Annotated in this window: 22 protein-coding genes; 18 read left to right on the top strand and 4 right to left on the bottom strand. The window is 69.5% G+C overall.

The window, feature by feature from the left end; translation table 11 throughout:
• The 9 genes from ACFVVM_RS25220 (at nucleotide 1) to lexA (ending at nucleotide 7,341) form a co-directional block, all read left to right on the top strand.
• A complete protein-coding gene (locus ACFVVM_RS25220) occupies nucleotides 1-342 on the top strand; it encodes an MmcQ/YjbR family DNA-binding protein (protein WP_387622836.1) in 342 nt (113 codons plus the stop codon).
• A gap of 135 nt (nucleotides 343-477) precedes the next feature.
• Nucleotides 478-1,536 carry a hypothetical protein gene (locus tag ACFVVM_RS25215; RefSeq protein ID WP_387622833.1) on the top strand — a complete coding sequence of 353 codons (1,059 nt, stop codon included), beginning with the start codon at nucleotides 478-480 and terminating at the stop codon, nucleotides 1,534-1,536.
• A gap of 11 nt (nucleotides 1,537-1,547) precedes the next feature.
• Nucleotides 1,548-2,189, top strand: a complete 642-nt coding sequence (nadD, locus tag ACFVVM_RS25210; protein WP_387622830.1) for a nicotinate-nucleotide adenylyltransferase — start codon at nucleotides 1,548-1,550, stop codon at nucleotides 2,187-2,189.
• A 46-nt stretch (nucleotides 2,190-2,235) separates the two neighbouring features.
• On the top strand, nucleotides 2,236-2,652 hold the full coding sequence (rsfS, locus tag ACFVVM_RS25205) for a ribosome silencing factor (RefSeq protein WP_387622827.1): 417 nt from the start codon (nucleotides 2,236-2,238) through the stop codon (nucleotides 2,650-2,652).
• Entirely contained in the window at nucleotides 2,649-3,308 is a 660-nt protein-coding gene (locus ACFVVM_RS25200) for a histidine phosphatase family protein (RefSeq protein WP_071926911.1), read from the top strand. Before rsfS ends, ACFVVM_RS25200 begins: the two co-directional genes overlap by 4 nt.
• Entirely contained in the window at nucleotides 3,298-5,244 is a 1,947-nt protein-coding gene (gene octT / locus ACFVVM_RS25195) for a diglucosylglycerate octanoyltransferase (protein ID WP_387622824.1), read from the top strand. The genes ACFVVM_RS25200 and octT overlap by 11 nt, the downstream gene beginning before the upstream one ends.
• Nucleotides 5,245-5,247: 3 nt before the next feature.
• Nucleotides 5,248-6,090: a DegV family protein gene (locus ACFVVM_RS25190; protein ID WP_387622822.1), complete on the top strand. Its 843-nt coding sequence runs from the start codon at nucleotides 5,248-5,250 to the stop codon at nucleotides 6,088-6,090.
• Between the two features lie 72 nt (nucleotides 6,091-6,162).
• The gene (locus ACFVVM_RS25185; protein WP_387622819.1) at nucleotides 6,163-6,657 is read left to right on the top strand and encodes a GNAT family N-acetyltransferase; all 495 of its coding nucleotides are present in this window, start codon (nucleotides 6,163-6,165) and stop codon (nucleotides 6,655-6,657) included.
• A 33-nt stretch (nucleotides 6,658-6,690) separates the two neighbouring features.
• Nucleotides 6,691-7,341, top strand: coding sequence for a transcriptional repressor LexA (lexA, locus tag ACFVVM_RS25180; RefSeq protein ID WP_387622816.1), 651 nt, complete (start codon nucleotides 6,691-6,693; stop codon nucleotides 7,339-7,341).
• 11 nt (nucleotides 7,342-7,352) lie between these two features.
• Here the strand turns inward: lexA and ACFVVM_RS25175 are convergent, their stop codons facing one another.
• The gene (locus tag ACFVVM_RS25175; RefSeq protein WP_387622813.1) at nucleotides 7,353-8,315 is read right to left on the bottom strand and encodes a DUF2332 domain-containing protein; all 963 of its coding nucleotides are present in this window, start codon (nucleotides 8,313-8,315) and stop codon (nucleotides 7,353-7,355) included.
• 178 nt (nucleotides 8,316-8,493) lie between these two features.
• On the opposite strand from ACFVVM_RS25175, the gene ACFVVM_RS25170 reads away from it, so the two are divergent.
• The 5 genes from ACFVVM_RS25170 to ACFVVM_RS25150 all read left to right on the top strand — a co-directional run bounded on the left by ACFVVM_RS25170 (nucleotide 8,494) and on the right by ACFVVM_RS25150 (nucleotide 15,919).
• Nucleotides 8,494-9,462 (top strand): ComEA family DNA-binding protein, encoded by a 969-nt coding sequence (locus tag ACFVVM_RS25170; protein ID WP_387622810.1) that lies wholly within the window; start codon nucleotides 8,494-8,496, stop codon nucleotides 9,460-9,462.
• 280 nt (nucleotides 9,463-9,742) lie between these two features.
• Nucleotides 9,743-12,688, top strand: a complete 2,946-nt coding sequence (locus ACFVVM_RS25165) for a ComEC/Rec2 family competence protein (RefSeq protein ID WP_387622808.1) — start codon at nucleotides 9,743-9,745, stop codon at nucleotides 12,686-12,688.
• 410 nt (nucleotides 12,689-13,098) lie between these two features.
• Nucleotides 13,099-14,067, top strand: a complete 969-nt coding sequence (gene holA, locus ACFVVM_RS25160) for a DNA polymerase III subunit delta (RefSeq protein ID WP_387622806.1) — start codon at nucleotides 13,099-13,101, stop codon at nucleotides 14,065-14,067.
• Between the two features lie 60 nt (nucleotides 14,068-14,127).
• Complete coding sequence (locus tag ACFVVM_RS25155; protein ID WP_387622805.1) at nucleotides 14,128-14,538, top strand: bleomycin resistance protein; 411 nt, start codon at nucleotides 14,128-14,130, stop codon at nucleotides 14,536-14,538.
• A gap of 172 nt (nucleotides 14,539-14,710) precedes the next feature.
• The gene (locus tag ACFVVM_RS25150) at nucleotides 14,711-15,919 is read left to right on the top strand and encodes an LCP family protein (protein WP_387622802.1); all 1,209 of its coding nucleotides are present in this window, start codon (nucleotides 14,711-14,713) and stop codon (nucleotides 15,917-15,919) included.
• A 6-nt stretch (nucleotides 15,920-15,925) separates the two neighbouring features.
• On the opposite strand, the gene ACFVVM_RS25145 is transcribed toward ACFVVM_RS25150, so the two are convergent.
• Together ACFVVM_RS25145 and rpsT are read right to left on the bottom strand one after the other, a co-directional pair.
• A complete protein-coding gene (locus ACFVVM_RS25145) occupies nucleotides 15,926-16,171 on the bottom strand; it encodes a hypothetical protein (protein ID WP_387622799.1) in 246 nt (81 codons plus the stop codon).
• Nucleotides 16,172-16,247: 76 nt separating this feature from the next.
• The gene (gene rpsT / locus ACFVVM_RS25140) at nucleotides 16,248-16,508 is read right to left on the bottom strand and encodes a 30S ribosomal protein S20 (protein ID WP_387622797.1); all 261 of its coding nucleotides are present in this window, start codon (nucleotides 16,506-16,508) and stop codon (nucleotides 16,248-16,250) included.
• Nucleotides 16,509-16,914: 406 nt separating this feature from the next.
• Here rpsT and ACFVVM_RS25135 point away from each other — a divergent pair, with 406 nt between their 5' ends.
• From ACFVVM_RS25135 to ACFVVM_RS25120, 4 genes are all read left to right on the top strand, one after another.
• Nucleotides 16,915-18,450: a circularly permuted type 2 ATP-grasp protein gene (locus tag ACFVVM_RS25135; RefSeq protein ID WP_387623484.1), complete on the top strand. Its 1,536-nt coding sequence runs from the start codon at nucleotides 16,915-16,917 to the stop codon at nucleotides 18,448-18,450.
• A 5-nt stretch (nucleotides 18,451-18,455) separates the two neighbouring features.
• Nucleotides 18,456-19,433: an alpha-E domain-containing protein gene (locus ACFVVM_RS25130; protein ID WP_387622795.1), complete on the top strand. Its 978-nt coding sequence runs from the start codon at nucleotides 18,456-18,458 to the stop codon at nucleotides 19,431-19,433.
• The gene (locus ACFVVM_RS25125; RefSeq protein ID WP_387622792.1) at nucleotides 19,430-20,272 is read left to right on the top strand and encodes a transglutaminase domain-containing protein; all 843 of its coding nucleotides are present in this window, start codon (nucleotides 19,430-19,432) and stop codon (nucleotides 20,270-20,272) included. The genes ACFVVM_RS25130 and ACFVVM_RS25125 overlap by 4 nt, the downstream gene beginning before the upstream one ends.
• A gap of 68 nt (nucleotides 20,273-20,340) precedes the next feature.
• On the top strand, nucleotides 20,341-21,114 hold the full coding sequence (locus ACFVVM_RS25120; protein WP_387622790.1) for an aquaporin: 774 nt from the start codon (nucleotides 20,341-20,343) through the stop codon (nucleotides 21,112-21,114).
• 12 nt (nucleotides 21,115-21,126) lie between these two features.
• Here ACFVVM_RS25120 and ACFVVM_RS25115 read toward each other — a convergent pair whose 3' ends face one another.
• Nucleotides 21,127-21,678 carry a type II toxin-antitoxin system PemK/MazF family toxin gene (locus ACFVVM_RS25115; protein ID WP_387622788.1) on the bottom strand — a complete coding sequence of 184 codons (552 nt, stop codon included), beginning with the start codon at nucleotides 21,676-21,678 and terminating at the stop codon, nucleotides 21,127-21,129.
• Between the last annotated feature and the right edge of the window lie 61 nt (nucleotides 21,679-21,739).

Raw genomic sequence — 21,739 nt, 5'->3', positions numbered from 1 at the left:
ATGAGCGTGGACCCGTTGGCCTATTGCCTGGCCAAACCCGGTGCCCGGCAGGACGAACCGTGGGAGGGCGACATCGTCGCCAAGGTCGGCGACAAGATCTTCGCCTTCTTCGGTGACGGCACCGCGATCGGCCTCAAATGCGGTCGTGACCGCGCCGAAGCCGACGAACTCGTCCTCATCTACCCTGGCGACGTCAGCGCCTCCGCCTACATCGGGCGCTACGGCTGGAACAGCATCCGTCTCGACGGCGCGGTACCGCCCGACGAACTGTACGAGCTGATCGACGCCTCCTACGACGCGGTCGTCGCCAAACTCCCGAAGTCCAAGCGCCCCAAACCCTGACGACCATCAGCGGACGTTAAGCGAGTCACAGGGTCGCCCGACCAAGATCACCGCCATGCTGGCAGGGGCGTCGCGCGGCGACGAGTGGTTCGATCGCGGTGTTCGCGACGACGAGACCGTACACACGATCGCACGGTGGGCACGGTCTGCCCGGTGACCGGCCTGTTCGACGACGAGACTCCCCGCACCGCACCCGAGTCCGCCGACGCCGGTCCCACCACCGGGCTGGGCTGCGACCATGTCGGCGGCCCACTGCCGGGCGAGGCTGTGGCGTCCGGTTGCGCTGAGGCGAGTGCGAGCGGTTGTCCCTGTTCGGGCTCGGGTGCGCGGGCGGCGCGCAGGCTGGCCGAGCTCGCGGCCTTGCGGCTGATCGACGCGCCCGCCGCGGCCGAGGAGCAGTTGCGCCGGGCGCTGGTCGTCGGGGGCGGTGAGCTGGGTGGCCGGGAACTCGCGGTCCTGCACACCCAGCTCGTCACCGCGGTCGCCGCGCAGCCCGGCCGTGACCGGGACGTGGCACGGGCCGCGGCCACCGCCGCCGAGTGTTGGCAGCCGATCTCGGAGGCCGACTCGGTGCACCTCACGGTGGTCGCCGGCCGCGCCTGGCACCGGCTGGGCAGGCACGCCGAGGCGGTGGCCGCGCTCGACCGGCCCCTGCTCAACGCCGACATCGGCTACCCGCCCCCCGAGCTCGCACAGGTCCGAGCCGAGTTCGCCGAATCACTGATCCGGCTCGGCCGCTACCGCCAGGCCGCCTGGCAGTTCACCGAAGCGGCGCGACTGCTCGCCGGATCGTCGGCCGACCGGCACCGCCACGCCGACCTGGTGTGGTCGGCGGCCGTGACCCGGGAATGCTGCGGACAGGAAGCCGAGGCGCTGAGCGGCTACCTGCTCGCCGCGGACCTGTGGGGTGACCAGGACAAGATCGTGCCGCGGGCCCAGTGCCTGCGCGCGGCCGCCTGGCTGCAGCTGCGCGGGGAGCCGAACCAGGTCAGCGGGCGGTGGTGGGTCACCATCGAGGCCCTGCTCGCCGAACTGGACCACAGGGTCACCGCCGACCCCGCCGCTCACCTCGTCGAGGAGCTGGACCGCACCCGCGGCCAGTACACCCAGATGTGCGAACAGGCCTCGGGCGTGGGCGAGCAGGAAGAGGCCCCGCTGTACGCCGATCCGCTCGTGTGGTGGGAGTCCCATTAAGCTCGGTCCTCATGCACGAGACAGCTCGGCCGCGTCGCAAGCTCGGCGTGATGGGCGGCACCTTCGACCCGGTTCACCACGGCCACCTGGTCGCGGCGAGCGAGGTCGCGAACCGGTTCGAGCTCGACGAGGTCATCTTCGTCCCCACCGGGCAACCGTGGCAGAAGGTGAACAAGCAGGTCAGCCCCGCCGAGGACCGGTACCTGATGACGGTCATCGCGACCGCGTCCAATCCGCGGTTCTCGGTCAGCCGGGCCGACATCGAACGCAACAAGGTCACCTACACGGTCGACACCCTGCGCGAGATGCAGAGCGCGCATCCCGACGCCGAGCTGTACTTCATCACCGGTGCGGACGCGCTGGCCAACATCCTGACATGGCAGGATTGGACCGAACTGTTCGAACTGGCGAAGTTCGTCGGGGTGAGCCGACCGGGGTACGAGCTGAACACCGACCATCTCGAGGAACATCTGCGGGACCTTCCCGCCGATGCCGTGACGATGGTCGAGATCCCCGCGCTGGCCATCTCGTCGAGTGAATGCCGTCGCCGCGCCGCGGAGGGGCGGCCCGTCTGGTACCTCGTCCCTGATGGCGTGGTGCAGTACATATCGAAGCGGCACCTGTATGTGCCCGCAGGAACGGAAGGTGCATGACGTTGAGCGACACGAGCGAGGTTCTGACCTGTCAGGAGGAGGCGGCATGAGCGCTTCCGCCGAAGCAATCGACATGGCCAAGGTCGCCGCACTCGCGGCCGACGACAAGCTCGCCACCGACGTCGTCGTCCTCGACGTCTCCGAGCAGTTGGTGATCACCGACTGCTTCGTGATCGCGTCGGCGCCCAACGAGCGCCAGGTCAACGCGATCGTCGACAGCGTCGAGGAGAAGCTGCGCGAGGCCGGGCACAAGCCGGTCCGTCGCGAGGGTACCCGCGAGGGCCGCTGGGCGCTGCTCGACTACGTCGACATCGTCGTGCACATCCAGCACAACGACGAGCGCAATTTCTACGCGCTCGAGCGGCTGTGGCGTGACTGCCCGACGGTGCCGGTCGAGGGCATCGCCGCTCCCACGGCTCCGGCCGCCGACGACGACGCGCGGGCAGAGGACAGCAGCGAGTGAGCAAGTACGCCCATGTGCGCACGCTGATCCTGCTGCGGCACGGGCAGACCGAGTGGAACGCGGCCGACCGGATGCAGGGCCAGATCGATACCGACCTGACCGAGCTCGGCAGGCAGCAGGCCAAAGAGGCGGCGCGCGAACTCGTTTCGCGCAATGCCATCGCGGTACACGCCTCCGATCTGCGTCGCGCCAAGGAGACCGCGCAGGCGCTCGGCGACATCAGTGATCTGCCGATCGTCACCGACCCGCGACTACGCGAGACCAGCCTGGGCGACTGGGAGGGCCTGACCCATCTCGAGGTGGATGCCGACTACCCCGGCGCTCGGGTGCAGTGGCGGCTCGACGCCACCTACACACCACCCGGCGGGGAGAGCAAACTCGAAGTCGGCGCGCGGTCGCTGCCCGTGGTGCGCGAACTGTACAACGAGCGGCAGGATTGGCCCGGTCGGACTATCATCCTGGTGGCGCACGGCGGGCTGATCGCAGCTCTCACGGCCGCGTTGCTGGAACTGCCTCCGGAGAACTGGCCCGTCCTGGGTGGACTGGCCAACACGAGCTGGGTGCAGCTGTCCAGCCACGGCCCTGACATCGACCGACCCGGCTGGCGCCTCGATGTTTGGAACGCAGCGGCGAAGGTAGCTCCCGATGTCCTCTGAAGAGCCCGTCCGATCGGTACCGGACGAACTGTTCCAGCAGGTGACGGCCAAGGCCGGACGGCAATTGCCGGACGCCCTGTTCGGCCCGCCACCCGCTCGGCCCGCACGCCCCGAGCGTGAGGAGCCGATCCGTTCGGTACCGGACGAACTCTTCCAGCAGGTCACCGCGCGCAGCACCCGATCGCTGCCCGATGCCCTGTTCGGCCCACCCCCGGCCCCGGTCGAGCCCGAGACGACAGCCGCCGATGAGTCCGATACGGCGACAGACGATTCGGTGATCAAGGAAGCCGAAGAACCTCCTCCGTCCGAAACCGACGCCACGGTGGCCATCGCCGACACCGCGTCGAGTTCCGCTGTGCGGGACACGGATCGCGCTGTCACGGAGATCGCCGCACTGGGCGAAGATCGTGTTGCCGGTGCCAAGGACGCATCTGATGATGCGGAATCCGCAGGCGTGACAGCGGATTCCGACCGGACGACTGCGAGCACGACCGATGTGGCGGCTGCTGCTCCCGGTAGTGCCGATCCCGGCCGAACGGCTCCCTCCGGCACGAGCACGGTTGCCGGATCCGCCGTGGGCACAAGCGCTTCGGCTGCTTCGACCGAACCACGCCTGGCCGATCCGGCTTCGGCGCCCGGCGAGTCGTCGACCGCTGATGCCGACGGCATCGTCGAAACCGACTCCACCACTGCCGACTCCGCGCCGGTCACCAGCGCCGTGCACACGGCCACGGCCCCGACTGCCGCCGAGTCCACCGATCTCTCGGTGGCCGATGCCTCAACCGCGTCCGGTACCGCTTCTGCCGCCAGTGAATCCGCAACGTCCGTCCCCACCGTGGCGGTCAGTGGCGGACCGGCAGTAGCTGACCTTGCCGCCGCTGAAACGGACGGTCTCGCGACGGGCGGTCTTGCGTCGGCAGACACAGCTGCTACCGCGGTGGCTGCCGACTTCACTGCCGATACTCGCGCTGCTGTGCTCGAAACTTCTGCTGAGTCCAGTGCCACCGCTGCCAGTGCGCCGGTGACGGACGGATCGGCGGGCGCCGGAACTCCCGTCGCGTCTTCTGACGTCGATACGGCCACTGCCGTGGCTGTGGGTTCGGTTGTCGCCGAGCCGGTTGACGTTGGTTCTGTGACGGCACACGCTGTGCCGCAAGGTGATTCGCTGGCCGTTGCGGATTCCGTGCTGGTTCAAGAGGATGCCGCCGAACGGCCGGTCGAATCCGCCTCGCCGCGGCCGGTGTTGCTGGTGATCGCCGATTCGCTCGCCTACTACGGGCCCAAGGGTGGGCTGCCCGCGGATGATCCGCGGATCTGGCCGAACATGGTGGCCGCCGAACTGGATTGGGATGTCGAGCTGATCGCCCGGATCGGCTGGACCTGTCGGGACGCCTACTGGGCGCTGATCGGTGATCCCCGCGTGTGGGCCGCCGTACCGCGCGCCGGCGCCGTGGTCTTCGCTGTCGGCGGGATGGACACCCTGCCCTCGCCGCTGCCCACCGCCCTGCGGGAACTGATTCGCTACATCCGCCCGCCGCGGCTGCGCCGCGGTGTGCGCGCGTCCTACAACTGGCTGCAGCCGAAGCTGTCGAAACTCGGTCGGCCCGTTGCTCTTCCGCCCAGGGTGAGTGTGGACTACCTGGAGCAGTCGCGTGAAGCACTGGCGCACCTGCGTCCAGAGCTGCCGGTGGTGGCGGTGTTGCCGTCGGTGCACAAGTGCGATGCCTATGGCCGGGTGCACCGGGGCAGGGCGCGTGCGGTCAAGGCGCTGCAGGCCTGGTCGGGCAAGACGTCGGTCCCGCTGGTCGATCTCGGCGCCGCCGTACGCGATGACATCGAGTCGGGTTCGGCGAACCCGGACGGGATCCACTGGGGCTGGGCCGGGCACGCCGCCGTCGCGACGGCGATGACCAAGGCGCTGCAGGAGGTCCGGTAGTCCGTGACCGTTGTGGTGGTCACCGATTCGGCGTCCGGGCTCTCCGATGACCTCGTCGCCGAACTCGGTGTCGAAGTGGTGCCGTTGCACGTGCTGGTCGGCGACCGGGAGATCCGGGAGGGTCTCGATCCCGTCGAGATCGACTACGCGGCCGACTCCGTCACGACCTCGGCGGCCTCGCCGGGTGAACTGCGCGAAGCCTACGAACGTGCGCTGACCCACAGCGGCGGCGATGGCGTCGTTGCCGTGCACCTGTCGCGCACGCTGTCGGCGACGTGGGAGTCGGGCAGACAGGCGGTGCGCGACATGGGCGCCGAAGACCGGGTGCGCCTGGTCGATTCGCTCGGCGCGGGCTTGGCGACCGGACTGCCGGTGCTCGCGGCCGCGCGCCGGGCGCGCGCCGGTGAGGCGCTGGACGCGGTCTACGAGTGCGCGGTGGCGGCCGCCGCCCGGGCGCGCACCTTCATCCTGGTCAACCGCACCGAACAGCTGCGCAAGGGCGGCAGGCTGAGCAGCGCCGCCGCCTTCTTCGGCAGCGAACTGGTCACCAAGCCGCTGCTGCACCTGGTGGAGGGCAAACTCGAGCTGCGGGAGAAGGTCCGCACCCGCTCGCGGGCCTACACCAAACTCGTCGCCGCCGCGGTGGACGCCGCGGGTCGCGACGGCGCCGCCCTCGGCATCCAGCATCTGGGTGCGCCCGACGCCGCCGAGACCATCGCCGAGCAACTTCGCGAGCAGCTGCCCGAGGTGACCGAACTCCATGTCGGCGAATTCGGCCCGACACTGGGCGTGCACCTCGGCGTCGGCGCACTGGGTGTGGCCGTACTGCCCGGCGGGTGCTCCTGAGGGGTGCCGCTTCAGAATCGCGGTGAGGACAACCGGTCCGACCTGCCCGACCCGCTGTCTACCGTAGGAACCATGGCAGGCTCCACGACTCGACCGACTCCGCTTCCGGTGCGCGTGCACACCGTCGACTGGGACAATCCGGACGCCGAGACCTTGCGCGCGGAGATGGCCGCCGAAGTCGGACCGCGCTACGCCTATCTCGATCTCGCCGGGCGCGGTCTCGCCCCCAACGCCGTCGATACGGAGACCGTGCACCGGACCTTCGTGGCCTACGGTGACTCCGAGCCCGCGGGCCATGCCGCGCTGCGCTGGAACGACGGCGAACTGGAACTCAAGCGGATGTTCGTCCGGCCCGCCTACCGTGGCTCCGGGACCGCGACCGCGCTGCTGCGTGCGGCCGAGGACGCCGTCCGTGCGGCGGGTCTGCCGAGGATGATCCTGCAGACCGGGCATCTGCAGCCCGACGCCGTGCGTTTCTACGAGCGCAGCGGCTACCACCGGATTCCGCTGTTCGCGCCGTATCACGTGCTGCCCAAGTCGAACTGCTTCGCCAGGAACCTGGGCTGAGGGCCTGAGCACAAGGGCCTCTACGATGCCCCGATGACCGGATACGACGACTTCGACCATCCCGACACCGCGCACCTGCCTTCGCGCAGGCAACACATCCTCGCCGTGATCAGGGATTCGGTGCTCGCCAACGGCTATCCGCCGAGCGCGCGGGAGATCGCCGACGCGGTGGGCCTGCGCTCCACGTCCACGGTCTCCAAACATCTGAAGGCGTTGGAGGAAGACGGTTTCCTGCGCCGAGGTGCGTCGATGACCCGGCCCATCGACGTACGCCTGTTCCTGCGCGGTGCACCGGGTGCGTCGCCGGAGTCCTCGGTCTCCGTGCCCGTGGTCGGTGACATCGCCGCGGGCACTCCGATCCTGGCCGAACAGCACGCCGACGACGTCCTCACGCTGCCGCGGGAACTGGTCGGCCGCGGTGAGGTCTTCGGTCTCCGGGTGCGCGGTGACTCGATGATCGACGCCGCGATCTGCGACGGCGACCTCGTCGTCGTGCGCAGCCAGCACGAGGCGACCTCCGGTGACATCGTCGCCGCCATGATCGGCGAGGAGGCCACGGTCAAGGTGTACCGGCGGCGCAACGGCCACGTACAACTCGAACCGCGCAACCCTGCCTACTCCGTGATCGATGGCGACGAGGCTGTCATCCTGGGCAAGGTCGTCTCGGTGATGCGCCGGATCTGAGGCCTTCGCTTCTACGCCTGGCCGAACCAGTCCAGGGACTGACCGTGCGGCCCGGCGAAAGCCAGCGGTACCTCGTCGATCGCGAGCACCAATCGCGCCGTGTCCGGACCCCGTGCGGGCAACCGGTCGACGAGGCCGGGCAGGACGCCAGGGCCCTCCTGCGAGACCCAGTGGCAGGGGAGGTCGCGCACCGTGGTCCGGAACTCCGCCCGTGCCTGCGCGGGAAGGTAGTTCAGCACTGCGCTGTGGAAGACGACCACCGTGCTGTCGGGCGGCGCCGCGTGCACCAGTTCGGCGACCCGCTCGTTCAGATCGCCCGGCACCAGGTGCGGTGGTTCCGCCGCCGCGATCGCGCACGCCGCACGCAGGCGGGCAGCTCGCTCGTCCTGACCCGGCCAGACCAGGGCGGCCAGCCACTCCCGGTCGTCGGCATCGCTCGGGTCGAGCGGGTTCAGATCGATGCCGGCCCGATGCACGACGCGAGGCAGCCGGGTCGGAATCGGGACCGGACCGGTTGTGGCGCACGGCAACACCACGGGTGACCGCCCATCGGACGGATCCAGCGCCGAGCCGTCGTATCGATAGCTGTAGCGGTCCGGGTACAGACACAGTCCGGCCGAGGCGCCCACCTCGATGAGCGACAGGGGACCGGGCAGACGGGCCAACACCGGGAGCAGTGTCGCGGCTCGGCCCGCTTCGTTGGTCTGCGTTCGCCGGGCCAGCGCCGTCGCCGCGATGGCCGCCCAGTGCTCGATCAGGTGGTCGCGGAATTCCGGGTAGGACAGCGAGACTTCTCCGTGTACTCGTGCGGCGGCCAGGACCAGGTTGGGTTGCTGTTTGTCTGTGGGCAATTCGGTGATCAATGCCAGCACCGCCGGATCCTCGGCGATGTCGAGCGCCCGCTGGTGGTAGAGCGGGGAGTTGCCGCGAGCTTCGCGGTGTGCGAAGTCGCGGAATCGTTGTGCGAGCTGCATGGAACCATGCGTACTGCGAATCGGCCATGAGCGCACCGTATTCACTCGGACCGCGTGGATCTCTTGGCCGAGGCCGTTTTTCGCCGAGTTGTCCACAGGTTCGAAGTTATCCACAGGTTGGTTATCGCCCCTGGTCGGCGCCGGATTCACCGGATGGTGGCGTCGTAGCGTCGCTGCCATGTCACGACACGAGGAACACGAGCGGGTACGGCAGCGGCTGGGCGGCCTGGCGGTCAGCGAGCGGCCACGGCGCAGCGGTGGAACGCGGAGCGGTCCCGGAATCGGCGCGGCCACAGCCGATTCGCGTACCGGCGACCGCAGTCATTGGGATGACGAGGAACTCGCCCCGTCGTCCGGGCCGCCGGGGGAGGTGCGTACCCCGGGCTGGCTCGACGACGGCCGCGCCGACCGGCGGAATCGTTTCGTGCCCGAGCGTTTTCGGCAAGCCCGGCTCGATCCGGGACACAAGGGTGCGTTGGTGCTGGGCCTGGTCGGTGTGGTCGCGGTGCTGGTGACCGGGGTGATGGTCATGCGCGATCAGCCGATGGCGCAATCGGTCCCGCCGGTCCCTTCGGTGCGGGCCGAGAGCACTACTGTGCGGCCCGAGCCCGCCGTCGAGGTGGCGGCGGTGGCCGGTCTGGCGCCGAGTGCGAGCGCGGAGGTCGTCGTCAGCGTGGTGGGGTTGGTCGAGCGAGTCGGCCTGCACCGTTTGCCGGGTGGCTCGCGCGTCGCCGATGCCATCGAGATGGCGGGCGGCGTCCGCGAGGGTGCCGACCTGGCCGGGCTGAACCTGGCCCAGCGCCTGTCCGACGGAGACCAGGTCGTCGTCGGCGCGACCGGACCCAACTCGGGACCACCGGTGCTGGGCAGCGTCATGATCGGCGCCGCCGACCGCGCGCCGGGCACCGGGCCCAAAGCCACCGGCTCCACCGGCGCAACGTCTTCGACCGGAACCTCACGCGTCGATCTGAACACGGCGACCGAGGCCGAACTCGACGCACTGCCGGGCGTGGGTCCGGTGACGGCCAAGGCGATTCTGGCCTGGCGCACCACCAACGGTCGTTTCACCGATGTCGCCCAACTCGGCGAGGTCGACGGCATCGGTCCCGCCCGCCTGGCACGACTGCGCGACCTGGTGACGACGTGAATCATCCGGCCGAGCCGGATGATCCGGGAGCGATCGGCGACGCGGGTGACCACGTGAACCCCCCGGTCCTTCCGTGCACCGTCGGCAGTGCGAGCGGGCTGGTCGATCTGAGGGCGATAGCGGGCGGTCGCAAGGATCAGCTGGTCGATCCACAGGCGATGGTCGGTGCTCGCCGCGGGGTCGCACAGGTTGGTCGGCACCGCGGGCTCCAGTTCGCGGTGGTGCAGCCGAACTGTGCAGTGGGGGTGTGGGGATTCGGGTGTGACGACGTGACGCGCGGATGAGGGCGGCGACGCGTGGGGAGGTGGTGGCGGCGGAGCCGGAGTGGCAGGTACTCGACATGCGGCTGCTGCCCGCCGCGCTCGGGTGCTGGCTGGCGACGATCGCCGCGGTGACGCTCGGTTGGTTCGCGGGTCTGCTGCTCGCGGTCGGCGCCGTCGGGGTGGCGATCGGGCTGTGGGTGGTGCTGCTGTGGGCGATGGCGCACCGACGGGAGCGGTGGCGGGTCGTTGCCGTCACCGGGCTGGCGACCATGGTGCTCGCCGCGGGTTTCGGCGTGGCAGGCGCGTGGCGGGAACACCATGTGCAGACGCATCCGCTGCGGGAGTCGTTCGGGCGGTCGGTGACCGTGGTCGCGGTGGTCACCGATGATGCGAAGCCGATGCGCACCAGCGCTTTCGGTGGCCAGCGACGGTGGATCGTGCACGCGGGTCTGCGCGAATTCGGCGGCGGCACGATGCGGACGCATGCCGGCGGTGCGATCGTCGTGCTCGCCGAGGGAGCCGGTTGGGCCGAGCTGTCACCCGGTCAGGTGATCCGCTTCCGGGGCAAGGTGAGCGAACCGAATCGAGCGGACCTGACGATCGCCACCTTGCAGGCGGGCGCGGACTTCGAACGGATCGGTGACCCGCCCTGGTGGCAGCGATGGGCCACGTCCGTGCGCGCGGATCTGGCGGATGCGGCGGCGCAAGCGCTACCGCCCGCCGCGGCGGGATTGCTGCCCGCATTGGTCGTCGGCGACACCTCGGCACTGTCGGACGAGGTGCGCGACGCATTCGAAATAGCAGGCCTGCAACATCTTTGCGTGGTAAGTGGCGCGAACTTCACGATCCTGTTGACCGCGTTGCTCGCCCTGGCCCGGCTCGTCACGGCGGGGCCGCGGATCAGTGCCGGTGCGGCGGCCGGGGCGGTGGTGTTGTTCGTTGTTGTCGCTCGGCCCGATCCCAGTGTGCTGCGTGCGGCGGCGATGGGTTCGGTGACGGTGCTGGCGCTGCTCACCGGTCGCCGTAAACAGGCGTTACCCGCGCTGTGCGCTGCGGTGATCGGATTGCTCGCCGTGGCACCGCAATTGGCGGTGAGCGCTGGATTCGCGCTCTCGGTCATCGCCACGGCGGGGTTGATCCTGCTCGCCCCGAGTTGGGCGGACTGGTTGCGGGCGCGCGGGTGGTGGCGGGCACCGGCGGAGATCATCGCGGTGGCGGCGGGTGCCTTCGTCGTGACGCTACCGCTGATGGTGGCGCTGTCGGGACGGGTGAGTCTGGTGGCCGTCGCCGCGAACGCGCTCGTCGCGCCGGTGGTCGGGCTGATCACGGTGATCGGGGCGGTGGGTGCGGTCGTGGCCTGCCTGTGGGGTGGGGCCGCGGTGTGGGTGCTGTGGTGCGCGCGTCCGCCACTGTGGTGGTTGCTCGGGGTGGCCGACAGTGCCGCGGCGGTGCCGGGGGCCACGGTGTCGGTGGGCTCGGGTGTCACCGCGGGGTTGGTCGCCGCCGTGATCGTCATCGGTGTCGTGGCCGCGCTGCGCTGGTCGCGGACACGCAGACTGCTCGCTGTCGGTGTGTTGGGGATGGCGGTGGTGCTGGTGCCGGTGCGGCTGTTCCAACCTGGCTGGCCGCCGGACGGGTGGGTCCTGGCGATGTGCGACGTCGGGCAAGGTGACGGGCTGGCACTGTCGGTCGGCTCCGGCGCCGCAGTCGTCGTCGACACCGGTCCCGATCCGCGCCGCATGCGCCACTGCCTGGACCGCCTGCGGATCACCCGCATCTCGCTGCTCGTGCTCACCCACCCCCATGCCGACCACATCGCCGGACTGTCCGGCGCGATCCACGGGCGTACCGTCGACGCGATCGGCACCGCACCGGGTGAACTGCGCTCGGCGGACGACCGCAGTTGCCCCACGGGCGCGCAGAGAGACGGCCAGGCGGCCTCGCCCCGCCAACCGGGTGTCGTTCCGGTCGACTCGGCCGAGAGTCCGTCCCCGGCACCCTCCGCTGCCGCCGGGCCCGCAGGACCAGGCCATCGGCCCCCGCCCGGTCCGTCCGGAGCGCTGCCCCCGGATGGTCCGTTTACGTCGGATGGTCCGCTGTCGTCGGATGGTCCGCTGTCGTCGGATGGTCCGCTGTCACCGGATGGTCCGCCGTTGCCGGATGGTCCGCTGACGTCGGGTGGTCCGCTGACGTCGGGTGGACCGCTGACGTCGGGTGGTCCGCTTACGTCGGATGGGCCGGCGGTGTCTTCGGCGGGAATGGCGGCCTTGTGTTCTCCGTCTTCGGCGGGTGACCGGTCAGGCCAGGGCGCCGAAGTTGCTGCCGCCCATCGCGACCGGGACGGGCACGCCGGTGACTCCGGCGGAATCGAGCGGGTGACTGCGCTGGCTCGCGCGGCGCGCATTCCACTGCTCGAGCTCCACGCGGGGCATGTGATCCCCTTCGGCGCAGTGGAACTGACGGTTCTCTCGCCGAGCAGGATCGTGCCGTCGACCTTGCCGCAGGATGAAGCCAACGATCGCTCTCTGGTTCTGAAGGCCAGCACCCCGATCGGCACCATCCTGTTCACCGGCGACATCGAGGCCGGCGCCCAAACCAGCCTGCTGCGCACCAACGACGTCCGAGCCGACATCCTCAAGGTCCCCCATCACGGATCCCGAACCACCACCCCGGATTTCCTCCGCGCCGTCCACCCCCGCCTCGCCCTCATCAGCGCGGGCACCGACAACACTTTCGGCCACCCCCACCCCACCATCACCACCACCCTCACCGACCTGGGCGCGACCATCGCCCGCACCGACCGCGACGGCGACACCATCGTCCTCGGCGACCCCGCCAACCTACGAACCGTCACCACCCGCCGCCGCACCCCAACTCACCGCGCCGCCCGAACTCACCGCGCCGCCCGAACTCGCTGTGCCGCCCGAACTCGCTGTGTCGCCCGAACTCGCTGTGCCGACTGACCTCGCTGTGCCGACTGACCTCGCTGTGCCGACTGACCTCGCTGTGTCGCCCGAACTCGCTGTGCTGACTGACCTCGTCATGCCGAACCTGACCCGTCGATGCCCTACTCGCTGGCCCAAGCTGTCGTCGCTGTGCCCGCGTGCCTCGCCATGCCTGCTTGACCGTGCCATCGTGCCTTCACAGTGCCCGCCTGACCCTGCCCGCATGCCGTCGCCCTGCTCCCGGGTCGTCGCCACCGGGCCACCGTGCGAAGTTCGGCCACTCACTTGCCGTGCCCTGATCACGGCCGCCCGCGCCCGGACACTCTGCATGCCCGAGCGCGTGGCCGAGGCTGCCGACCCGATCGAACGTCCCGCGGCGAGTCGTATGCCGTCCGTCTGCTGTCGGGGGTCCTACGTAGGATCGGCTCGTGAGCGAACGCCCTGCGGTGCATCTGGTTCTCGGTGACGAGGAGTTGCTGGTCGAGCGTGCGGTGGCGCGGGTGACCGCGGAAGTGCGGGCGGGTGCGCCCGATCCGGAATCGGTGCCGGTGGACCGGTTGCGTGCCGGGGACGCGAGTACTGCCGAGCTGGCGGAACTGCTGAGCCCCTCGTTGTTCGCCGAGGATCGGGTGATCGTGCTCGAGTCGGCCGCGGAGGCGGGCAAGGACGCGGTGGCGGTGATCACCGAGGCGGCGGCGGACCCGCCCGATGGTGTGGTGCTGGTGGTGCTGCATTCGGGTGGTGGCCGGGCCAAGGCGTTGGCGCCCGCGCTGCAGAAGCGGGGTGCCGTCGTGCACGACTGCGCAAAACTCGGCAAGGGCGCGGAGCGGGCGGAATTCGTGCGCGCCGAGTTCCGCGCGGCCGGGGTCAAGGCATCGACCGAGGTGGTCCAGGTCCTGCTCGAATCCGTCGGTTCCGAACTGCGTGAGCTGGCCGCGGCCTGTTCACAGTTGGTGGCCGACACCGGTGGCAAGGTCGACGCGAACGCGGTGCGCCGCTACTACTCCGGCCGCGCCGAGGTCACCGGATTCGACGTCGCCGAACTCGCCGTCGCCGGCGACCGCCCGGCGGCCATGGAAGCCCTGCGCTGGGCCACCGACCGCGGTGTCCCACACGTCCTGCTGGCCGATGCCCTCGCCGATTCCGTGCACACGATCGCTCGCGTCGGCTCGGCAGGCCGCGGTGACCCCTTCAAACTCGCCCAGCAACTCGGCATGCCGCCCTGGAAGGTGAAGAAGGCCCAGGCCCAGGCCCGCGGCTGGAACCCCGCCACCATCGGCACCGCCCTCCAGGTCGTCGCCACCCTCAACGCCGACGTCAAGGGCGGCGCCGCCGACGCCACCTACGCCGTGGAACACGCCCTCTCCCGCATCCTCGACCTCCGCGCCGCAGGCTGACCGAGACCCGCCACCGAGAAACCGCTTGCCGCCGACACCGGAACCACCCACAGTGACGACGTGCCCCGCCTGATCCCCGAACTCATCTGCACCGACCTCCGAGCCGGCATCGCCTTCTACCAGCTGCTCGGATTCCGCATCGGCTACGAGCGTCCCACCGAACGCTTCGCCTACCTCGAACGAGACGGCGCCGCCCTCATGCTCGAACAGCCGACCGAGCACGACCGGCTCTACCCGCGCGCCCCGCTGACCCACCCCTACGGCCGAGGCATCAACCTCACCATCGACGTGGACGATGTCGACGCTCTCCACACAGCGATCACCGCGACCGGCGCCGAGCTCTACCTGCCGCTCGAAGAACGCTGGTATCCACGGGCCACCGACATCCTCGGCGTCCGCCAGTTCGCGGTGCAGGATCCGGACGGCTATCTGCTGCGCGTTTCTCAGGACCTCGGCACCCGTCCACGCTGACCGCTGGCCCGACACACCGGGTCGCCATGGAATCGGGATCGAATCGCGATGTGTGTTCGCTATCGCAGCTGGCAGAGTTGATCATGACATGGACGAGTCGATCGATAGCCGGAACGGGGAGCACGGGCGCGGTCGACGCGCTCGGGGGTCGGCGGGGCAGGTCGCCGGGCGGGTGGTCAAGGTTGTGGCGGCGGTGTTGTCGGCGGCGGTGGTGGTGGTCACCGCGTACGGGTGGTCCACGGCGGGCAGTTTCGACGCGGGATTTCTGCGGTCGTACGCGCTGGGGGAGGACGCGCCGCATTCGCTCGGTGGGGATCTGAACGTGCTGCTGATCGGCCTGGACACCCGGCGCGACCAGGACGGGAACGAGTTGCCGAAGGAGGTGCTCGACCAGCTGCACGCGGGGGACGGGGACGAGGGCGGATACAACGCCAATACCTTGATCCTGGTGCACATTCCGGCCGCGATGGACAAGATCGTCGCGGTGTCGATCCCGCGTGACAACTACGTTCCGGTCACCGGCATCCCCGGCTACACCCACGCCAAGATCAAGGAGACCTACGGGTTGAAGAAGGCCGCCGTGCAGGATCAGCTGATCGCACGCGGCGTCACCGACCAGCGCGAACTCGAGCAGGCGGGGCGCGAGGCGGGCCGTGCCTCGACCGTGGCCGCGGTGCGTGATCTGACGGGCGTGCCGATCGACCGGTTCGCCGAGGTCACCCTCGCGGGCTTCTACGATCTGGCCGCCGCGCTCGGCGGGGTGGAGGTGTGCCTGAACAATCCGGTGCGCGACACGGAGTACTCCGGCGCCGACTTCCCGGCGGGGCGTCAGCACCTGAATCCGGCGCAGTCACTGGCCTTCGTCCGGCAGCGGCACGGCCTGGAGAACGGCGATCTGGATCGGACCCATCGCCAGCAGGCCTTCCTGACCTCGGTGGCCCGGCAGCTGCACAGCGCGGGCACCCTGACCGATCCCGGCAAGCTCTCGGCGCTGATGACCGTGGCGCACCGCAACATCGTGCTGTCGGATGGCTGGAACATGACCGAGTTCGTCCGCACGCTCGGCAGCGCGGACGATCCGGAGGTCGAATTCCGCACCCTGCCGGTGGTCCGCTACGACGTGATCAACGGGCAGGACGTCAACATCGTCGACCGCGCCGCGATCCGCCGGGAGATCGCCGCCGCGTTCGGGATGCCGGTCCGGGCCTCGTCGACGACGCGAGCGAGCGTGCGCCGCACCGAACCACCGGCGGCCTGGTCGACCGAACAGACGACCGGCGCCTGGCGGACCAGCACGACCCCGCCGGTATCGGGCACGCCCGACGCGGGCACACCGGTCCGCAGCGACATCACCTCGGGCGAGATCCGCTGTGTGAACTGACCGGACTCACTCGCCGACGACGGCCAGCTGCTCCTCGTCTTCCTCGAGGTCCTCGTAGCGGCCCTCCCACTCGTCGTAGAGCGGGACCTCGTCCTCACGGGTGATGATCCACGCGGCGGTGTATCCACCGTCCTCGTCGGGGACCATCACGTTCTCGATCTTGATACCGATCCCGAGGATCTCCGCCGCGCGGATCACCTCGGCCAGGTCATCGCCTCGTACCACCGTCTGATTCGCGTACACCGTCAACATGCGCGGAATGGTAGCCGACGACAAAAGCCGCCGTGGTCATCGAGGCCACGGCGGCTGCGTACTACGGGGTACTGATTCAGATCTTGTTCAGGGCCAGCGCGAGCGCCGACTTCTTGTTGGCCGCCTGGTTGGCGTGGATGACGCCCTTGGAAGCGGCCTTGTCGAGCTTGCGGCTCGCGAACTGCAGCTGCGCGGCAGCCTTTTCCTTGTCACCGGCAGCGGCGGCTTCGCGGAAGGTGCGGATCGCGGTGCGCAGCGCGGACTTGACCGACTGGTTGCGCTTGCGCGCCGCCTCGTTGGTACGGATCCGCTTCATCTGGGACTTGATGTTGGCCACGCCTGTATCCTCTGGTTTCCTGTCGCTGGGTGGTTTGCCTTGAAAGCTCGTTGGGCGCGCGCCCACGATGCAGCAGATGGTGCTGAACTACGGGTAACACCGCGCCGAAGATCGAGGTTACCAGCTCGGCACCCCCCGGCGAAATCGGCCCTCGACCGCCCACCGCCCTTCGCCCGCGGCCGCCGCCGATTTCACCCGTTTCAGGTGATGCAAGAAATTTACCTGTGTCTCACACGACCCTGCTGCCGGGTGATGCACAGTTTTTCTCATGACCTCCACCACTGCGCCGAGTACGGCTCGATCTGCATCACCGGCGTTGGTGAGAACGAACGGGCACCCGGCAACCACGCACACCGGCCTGTTCGAGGGATACGGCCCCGGCCGCTTCGCCGACGCCTTCGACGAGATGTTCGACGCCTCGGGCAAGGTCAGGGCGCCCTACAAGGGCATCCACGCCGCGATGGCGGCCAACGACGTCGACGACCTGGCCAAACGCTCCGACGCCCTGGACCGCGCGTTCATCGACCAGGGCATCACCTTCTCGCTGTCGGGCCAGGAACGCCCGTTCCCGCTGGATCTGGTGCCACGGGTGATCGCGGCCGCCGAGTGGGCCAAGCTCGAACGCGGGATCAAACAGCGGGTCACCGCGCTGGAGCTGTTCCTGGCCGACGTCTACGGCGAGCAGAACATCCTGCGCGACCAGGTGATCCCCAAGCGGCTGGTCACCTCGTGTGAACACTTCCATCGCGAGGCCGCCGGACTCGTCCCGCCCAACGGGGTGCGCATCCACGTCTCCGGCATCGACCTGGTGCGTGACGAACGCGGTGACTTCCGCGTGCTCGAGGACAACCTGCGCTCGCCGTCGGGGGTCTCCTATGTGATGGAGAACCGGCGCACCATGGCCAGGGTCTTCCCCGACCTGTTCTCCTCGCACCGGGTGCGCGCGGTCGGTGACTACCCGGGGCATCTGTTACGCGCCCTGCGTGCCTCGGCCGCCCCGAACGAGGCCGACCCGACCGTGGTCGTGCTCACGCCCGGCGTGCACAACTCCGCCTACTTCGAACACTCGCTGCTGGCCAGGCAGATGGGTGTGGAGCTGGTCGAGGGCCGCGACCTGTTCTGCCGCGACAATGTCGTCTACATGCGCACGACGGCGGGCGAGCGCCAGGTCGACGTGATCTACCGCCGCATCGACGACACCTTCCTCGACCCCATGCACTTCCGTCCCGACTCGGTGCTCGGCGTCGCCGGGGTGCTCAATGCCGCCCGCGCGGGCAATGTCGTCATCTCCAGCGCGATCGGCAACGGCGTCGGCGACGACAAGCTCATCTACACCTATGTGCCGACGATCATCGAGTACTACCTGGGCGAGAAGCCGATCCTGCCGAATGTCGACACCTTCCGCTGCTGGCTCGACGAGGAACGCGAGGAAGTGCTCGACCGGGTCGGGGAACTGGTGATCAAGCCGGTCGAGGGGTCCGGCGGCTACGGCATCGTCATCGGTCCCGACGCGAGCCCGCGCGAGCTGGAGGCGATCAAACGCAAGGTCAAGGCCGATCCGCGGGGCTGGATCGCGCAGCCGGTGGTGCAGCTCTCGACGGTGCCGACCAAGATCGGCAACGATCTCGCGCCGCGGCACGTGGACCTGCGCCCGTTCGCGGTCAACGACGGCGAGGACATCTGGGTGCTGCCCGGCGGACTGACCAGGGTCGCGCTGCCGGAAGGCTCGCTGGTGGTGAACTCCAGCCAGGGCGGCGGCAGCAAGGACACCTGGGTGCTGGCCGGACGCTCGGGCACGGCCGAACGGGAACTGGCCGGACCGGAACTGGTGAGCGATCCGCCGCAGGCCGATTCGTTCGAGATCGGCCGCGAGCTCAGCGCACCGCAGGCCAATCAGCAACAGCAGCAACAACAACAGACGCAGCGGCTGATCGGGGAATAACACACATGCTTGCTCGAAACGCCGAATCCCTCTACTGGATCGGCCGATACGTCGAGCGCGCCGACGACACCGCGCGCATCCTGGACGTGGCCGTGCACCAACTGCTCGAAGACGCCACCGTCGACGCCGACCGAACCTCCCGCGTGCTGCTCAAGGTGCTCGGCATCGAACCGCCCGAGGGACTGCGCCTCGACGTCTGGTCGGTGACCGATCTGGTCGCCTTCAGCCACGACCACGGCGTCTCGATCAGCGACTCCATCGCCAAGGCGCGCGAAAACGCCCGTGGCGCCCGCGAAGTCACCTCCAGTGAGATGTGGGAGTGCATCAACGCCACCTACAACGGGCTCGCGACGGCCGAACGCGCCGCGCGCGGGCTCGGACCGCACGAGTTCTTCTCCTACGTCAAGGACCGCGCGGCGATGTTCACCGGCCTGACCGACTCGACCCTGAGCCGCGACGACGGCTACCGCTTCCTGCTGCTGGGCCGGTCCATCGAGCGCATCGACATGATGGTGCGCCTGTTGCTCTCGCGCGCCGGTGACCGCACCTCCTCGCCCGCCTGGGTGACGGTGCTGCGCTCGGCGGGCGCGCACGACACCTACCTGCGCACCCATCGTGGCGCGCTGGACGCGGCCAGGGTCGCGGAGTTCATCCTGATCGACCGGTTGTTCCCCCGTTCGGTGTTCCACACCCTGCGGGTGGCCGAGGCCTGCCTGACCGAACTGGACCAGCGGCCGGGCAGCCGGGTAGGCGCGCGGCACGAGGCGCAGCGGGTGCTCGGCCGGGCGCGCAGCGAACTCGAGTTCCTGCCGCCGGGAGTGTTGCTGGAAGACCTGCAGAACCGATTGCTCGCGCTGCAGAAGTGCTGCCGCGAGGTCAGTGAAGCCGTGTCACGTCAGTACTTCCACGCCGCCCCCTGGGTGGCGTGGACCGATGTGCGCAGCAGCCAGGACGGTCGCGTGCAGGTGGAGGGAGAGCTGTGAGCTGGCGGATCAGGGTGGTGCACACCACCGGGTATGTCTACGACGCGCCGGTGACGCGATCGTTCAACGAGGCCAGACTCACCCCGCGCGCGGACAGCAGACAGAACGTGATCCTCAATCGCGTCGAGACCGTGCCCGCCACCAGGGCCTACCGCTACACCGACTACTGGGGCACCGCGGTCACCGCCTTCGACCTGCACGCGCCGCACACCGAACTCGAGGTGACCGGGTCCTCGGTGGTGGAGACCGAACCGTTCTCCGAGCCGACCGAGGAACTGACCTGGGAGGAGTTGCGGGCCGGGCCGGTCGTCGACCGGTTCGACGAAATGCTCAGTCCCACCGCCTATGTGCCGCGCGATCGCAAGCTCGCGACGGTGGCCCGCCAGCTCTCGCGCGGCGAGCCGCCGGCCAAGGCGGTGGTGCGCGCGGCCGAGTGGGTGCACAAGGAGATGGACTACATCGCGGGCACGACCTCGGTGCACACCTCCGCGCTGCAGGCCTTCGCCGAGCGGCGCGGGGTCTGCCAGGACTACGCGCACCTGACGCTGGTGTTGTTGCGCAGCATGGGAATTCCCAGCCGCTACGTCTCGGGCTATCTGCATCCCAAGCCGAGCGCCGGGATCGGTGAGACGGTGGCAGGGCAGTCGCACGCCTGGATCGAGGCGTGGACGGGGCAGTGGTGGGGCTACGACCCGACCAACAATCTGGCCGTCAACGAACAGCACGTATCCGTCGGCGTCGGCCGTGATTACGCGGATGTTCCGCCGTTGAAAGGTGTTTTCTCCGGCGGTGGCTCGACAGACCTCGAAGTCGTTGTGGAGGTCACCCGCCTGGCGTAATGTCGCGTTCGCTCGTGCGGACCCCGCTCGTCGGCGGGGATCACTCCTCCCGGAAGAGGTCGCGGCCGATGCCCACTGCGCAGGAACTCGTCGAACCCGATGCCGTCTCCGAGCCGAAGAAGTGGGCCGCCGAAGCGCTCGGCACCTTCATCCTCGTGATCTGTGGTCTCGGCACGCTGGTGCTCGCCGGTGATCGGGTCGGCGCGTTGGGCGTCGCCTTCGCGTTCGGGCTCACGCTGCTGTTCCTGGTGTACGCGATCGGGCCGATCTCGGGCTGCCACGTGAACCCGGCGGTCACCCTCGGCCAGTTACTGCTCGGCCGGATCAGCGCGGTCGGCGCGGCCGGGTACGTGATCGCCCAGCTGATCGGCGCCTTCCTGGCGGGACTCGTGCTGTTCGCGCTCGCCAAGAACCTGCCCTCCTACGACCGGGCCGTCGACGGGCTCGGCGCCAACGGCTGGGGCGCGCACAGCCCCTCGGCGCTGACCGGCCCGCTGGGCGAGGTGGTTCTTCAGAACGGGTACGGCCTGGCGGCCACCATCATCATCGAGGTGATGCTGACCGCGCTGCTGGTGTTCGTGGTGCTGGCCTCCACCGACCAGATCTCCGACGTGCCGCTGGCGGGGCTCTCGATCGGTGTCACGCTCACGGTGATCTACCTGGTCTCGCTGCCGATCGACAACACCTCGGTCAACCCGGCGCGCAGCCTCGCGGTCGCGCCGTACCAGGACGGCGCGATGGCGCAGGTGTGGGCGTTCGTCGTGTTCCCGCTGATCGGTGGCGCATTGGGAGCGCTGGTGTACGGCCTGGTCTTCGGGCGCTCGCGCGACCCGCACAGCTAGGCCGTACTCCGGTCAGCTCCAGCTGTATTCGGCGACCAACCGGTGCGCGACCAGGTCGAAGGTCTTGCGCTCGACGATCGCGCCCTCGCGCCGGATGCCGTCCTCGGGCACGTCGAGCACCCGGTCCAGCCGCACCCAGCTGGCCCGGCCCGCGTTGTCCCACGGGCCCGAGCCGATGCCGACCCAGTTACGGTCGTGCGCGCGTTCGGGTTTCGACGACAGCATCAGGCCCAGCAGGGTCTTGCGGTCGCGCCCGACCACCAGGACCGGCCGGTCCTTGCCGTTGGTCGGGTCCTCCTCGAAGGGCACCCAGGTCCACACGATCTCCCCGGGATCGGCGCGCCCGTCCAGTTGCGGGCAGTAGACGATCTGCCGGGCACGGTGGGCGGTGGGGACGGGCGTGGACGCGGTCGGGCGCACGGCGACGGCCGGTCCGGGCTTGGTCGCCAGTGCCCCCACCAGCTTCTCCAGCAGCCGCGGTCCCTGCTTGCGCACGATCTTCGGGCCCTGCTCCTTGGCGATCACGCCGAGCTGCTTGCCGAGTGTGTTCCAACTGCTGGCCATCCTTGAAATATAACGGTGACTCGCGCTTCGGCGCACCGGTGACAGGGCGGCGGATCGGCGC

It is taken from the genome of Nocardia sp. NPDC058176 (assembly GCF_042883805.1).
Taxonomy (GTDB): domain Bacteria; phylum Actinomycetota; class Actinomycetes; order Mycobacteriales; family Mycobacteriaceae; genus Nocardia.
The sequence above is the reverse complement of the archived record's forward strand: the minus strand, read 5'-3'. Positions and strand labels throughout refer to the sequence as shown.

Coding starts and splice junctions, on each gene's coding strand:
- octT (WP_387622824.1), top strand. CDS start 3,298: ATGTCCTCTGAAGAGCCCGTCCGATCGGTACCGGACGAACTGTTCCAG.
- ACFVVM_RS25175 (WP_387622813.1), bottom strand. CDS start 8,315: ATGCAGCTCGCACAACGATTCCGCGACTTCGCACACCGCGAAGCTCGC.
- ACFVVM_RS25115 (WP_387622788.1), bottom strand. CDS start 21,678: ATGGCCAGCAGTTGGAACACACTCGGCAAGCAGCTCGGCGTGATCGCC.
- ACFVVM_RS25170 (WP_387622810.1), top strand. CDS start 8,494: ATGTCACGACACGAGGAACACGAGCGGGTACGGCAGCGGCTGGGCGGC.
- ACFVVM_RS25165 (WP_387622808.1), top strand. CDS start 9,743: ATGAGGGCGGCGACGCGTGGGGAGGTGGTGGCGGCGGAGCCGGAGTGG.
- ACFVVM_RS25135 (WP_387623484.1), top strand. CDS start 16,915: ATGTTCGACGCCTCGGGCAAGGTCAGGGCGCCCTACAAGGGCATCCAC.
- lexA (WP_387622816.1), top strand. CDS start 6,691: ATGACCGGATACGACGACTTCGACCATCCCGACACCGCGCACCTGCCT.
- ACFVVM_RS25145 (WP_387622799.1), bottom strand. CDS start 16,171: ATGTTGACGGTGTACGCGAATCAGACGGTGGTACGAGGCGATGACCTG.
- ACFVVM_RS25185 (WP_387622819.1), top strand. CDS start 6,163: ATGGCAGGCTCCACGACTCGACCGACTCCGCTTCCGGTGCGCGTGCAC.
- ACFVVM_RS25220 (WP_387622836.1), top strand. CDS start 1: ATGAGCGTGGACCCGTTGGCCTATTGCCTGGCCAAACCCGGTGCCCGG.
- rsfS (WP_387622827.1), top strand. CDS start 2,236: ATGAGCGCTTCCGCCGAAGCAATCGACATGGCCAAGGTCGCCGCACTC.
- ACFVVM_RS25130 (WP_387622795.1), top strand. CDS start 18,456: ATGCTTGCTCGAAACGCCGAATCCCTCTACTGGATCGGCCGATACGTC.
- ACFVVM_RS25120 (WP_387622790.1), top strand. CDS start 20,341: ATGCCCACTGCGCAGGAACTCGTCGAACCCGATGCCGTCTCCGAGCCG.
- nadD (WP_387622830.1), top strand. CDS start 1,548: ATGCACGAGACAGCTCGGCCGCGTCGCAAGCTCGGCGTGATGGGCGGC.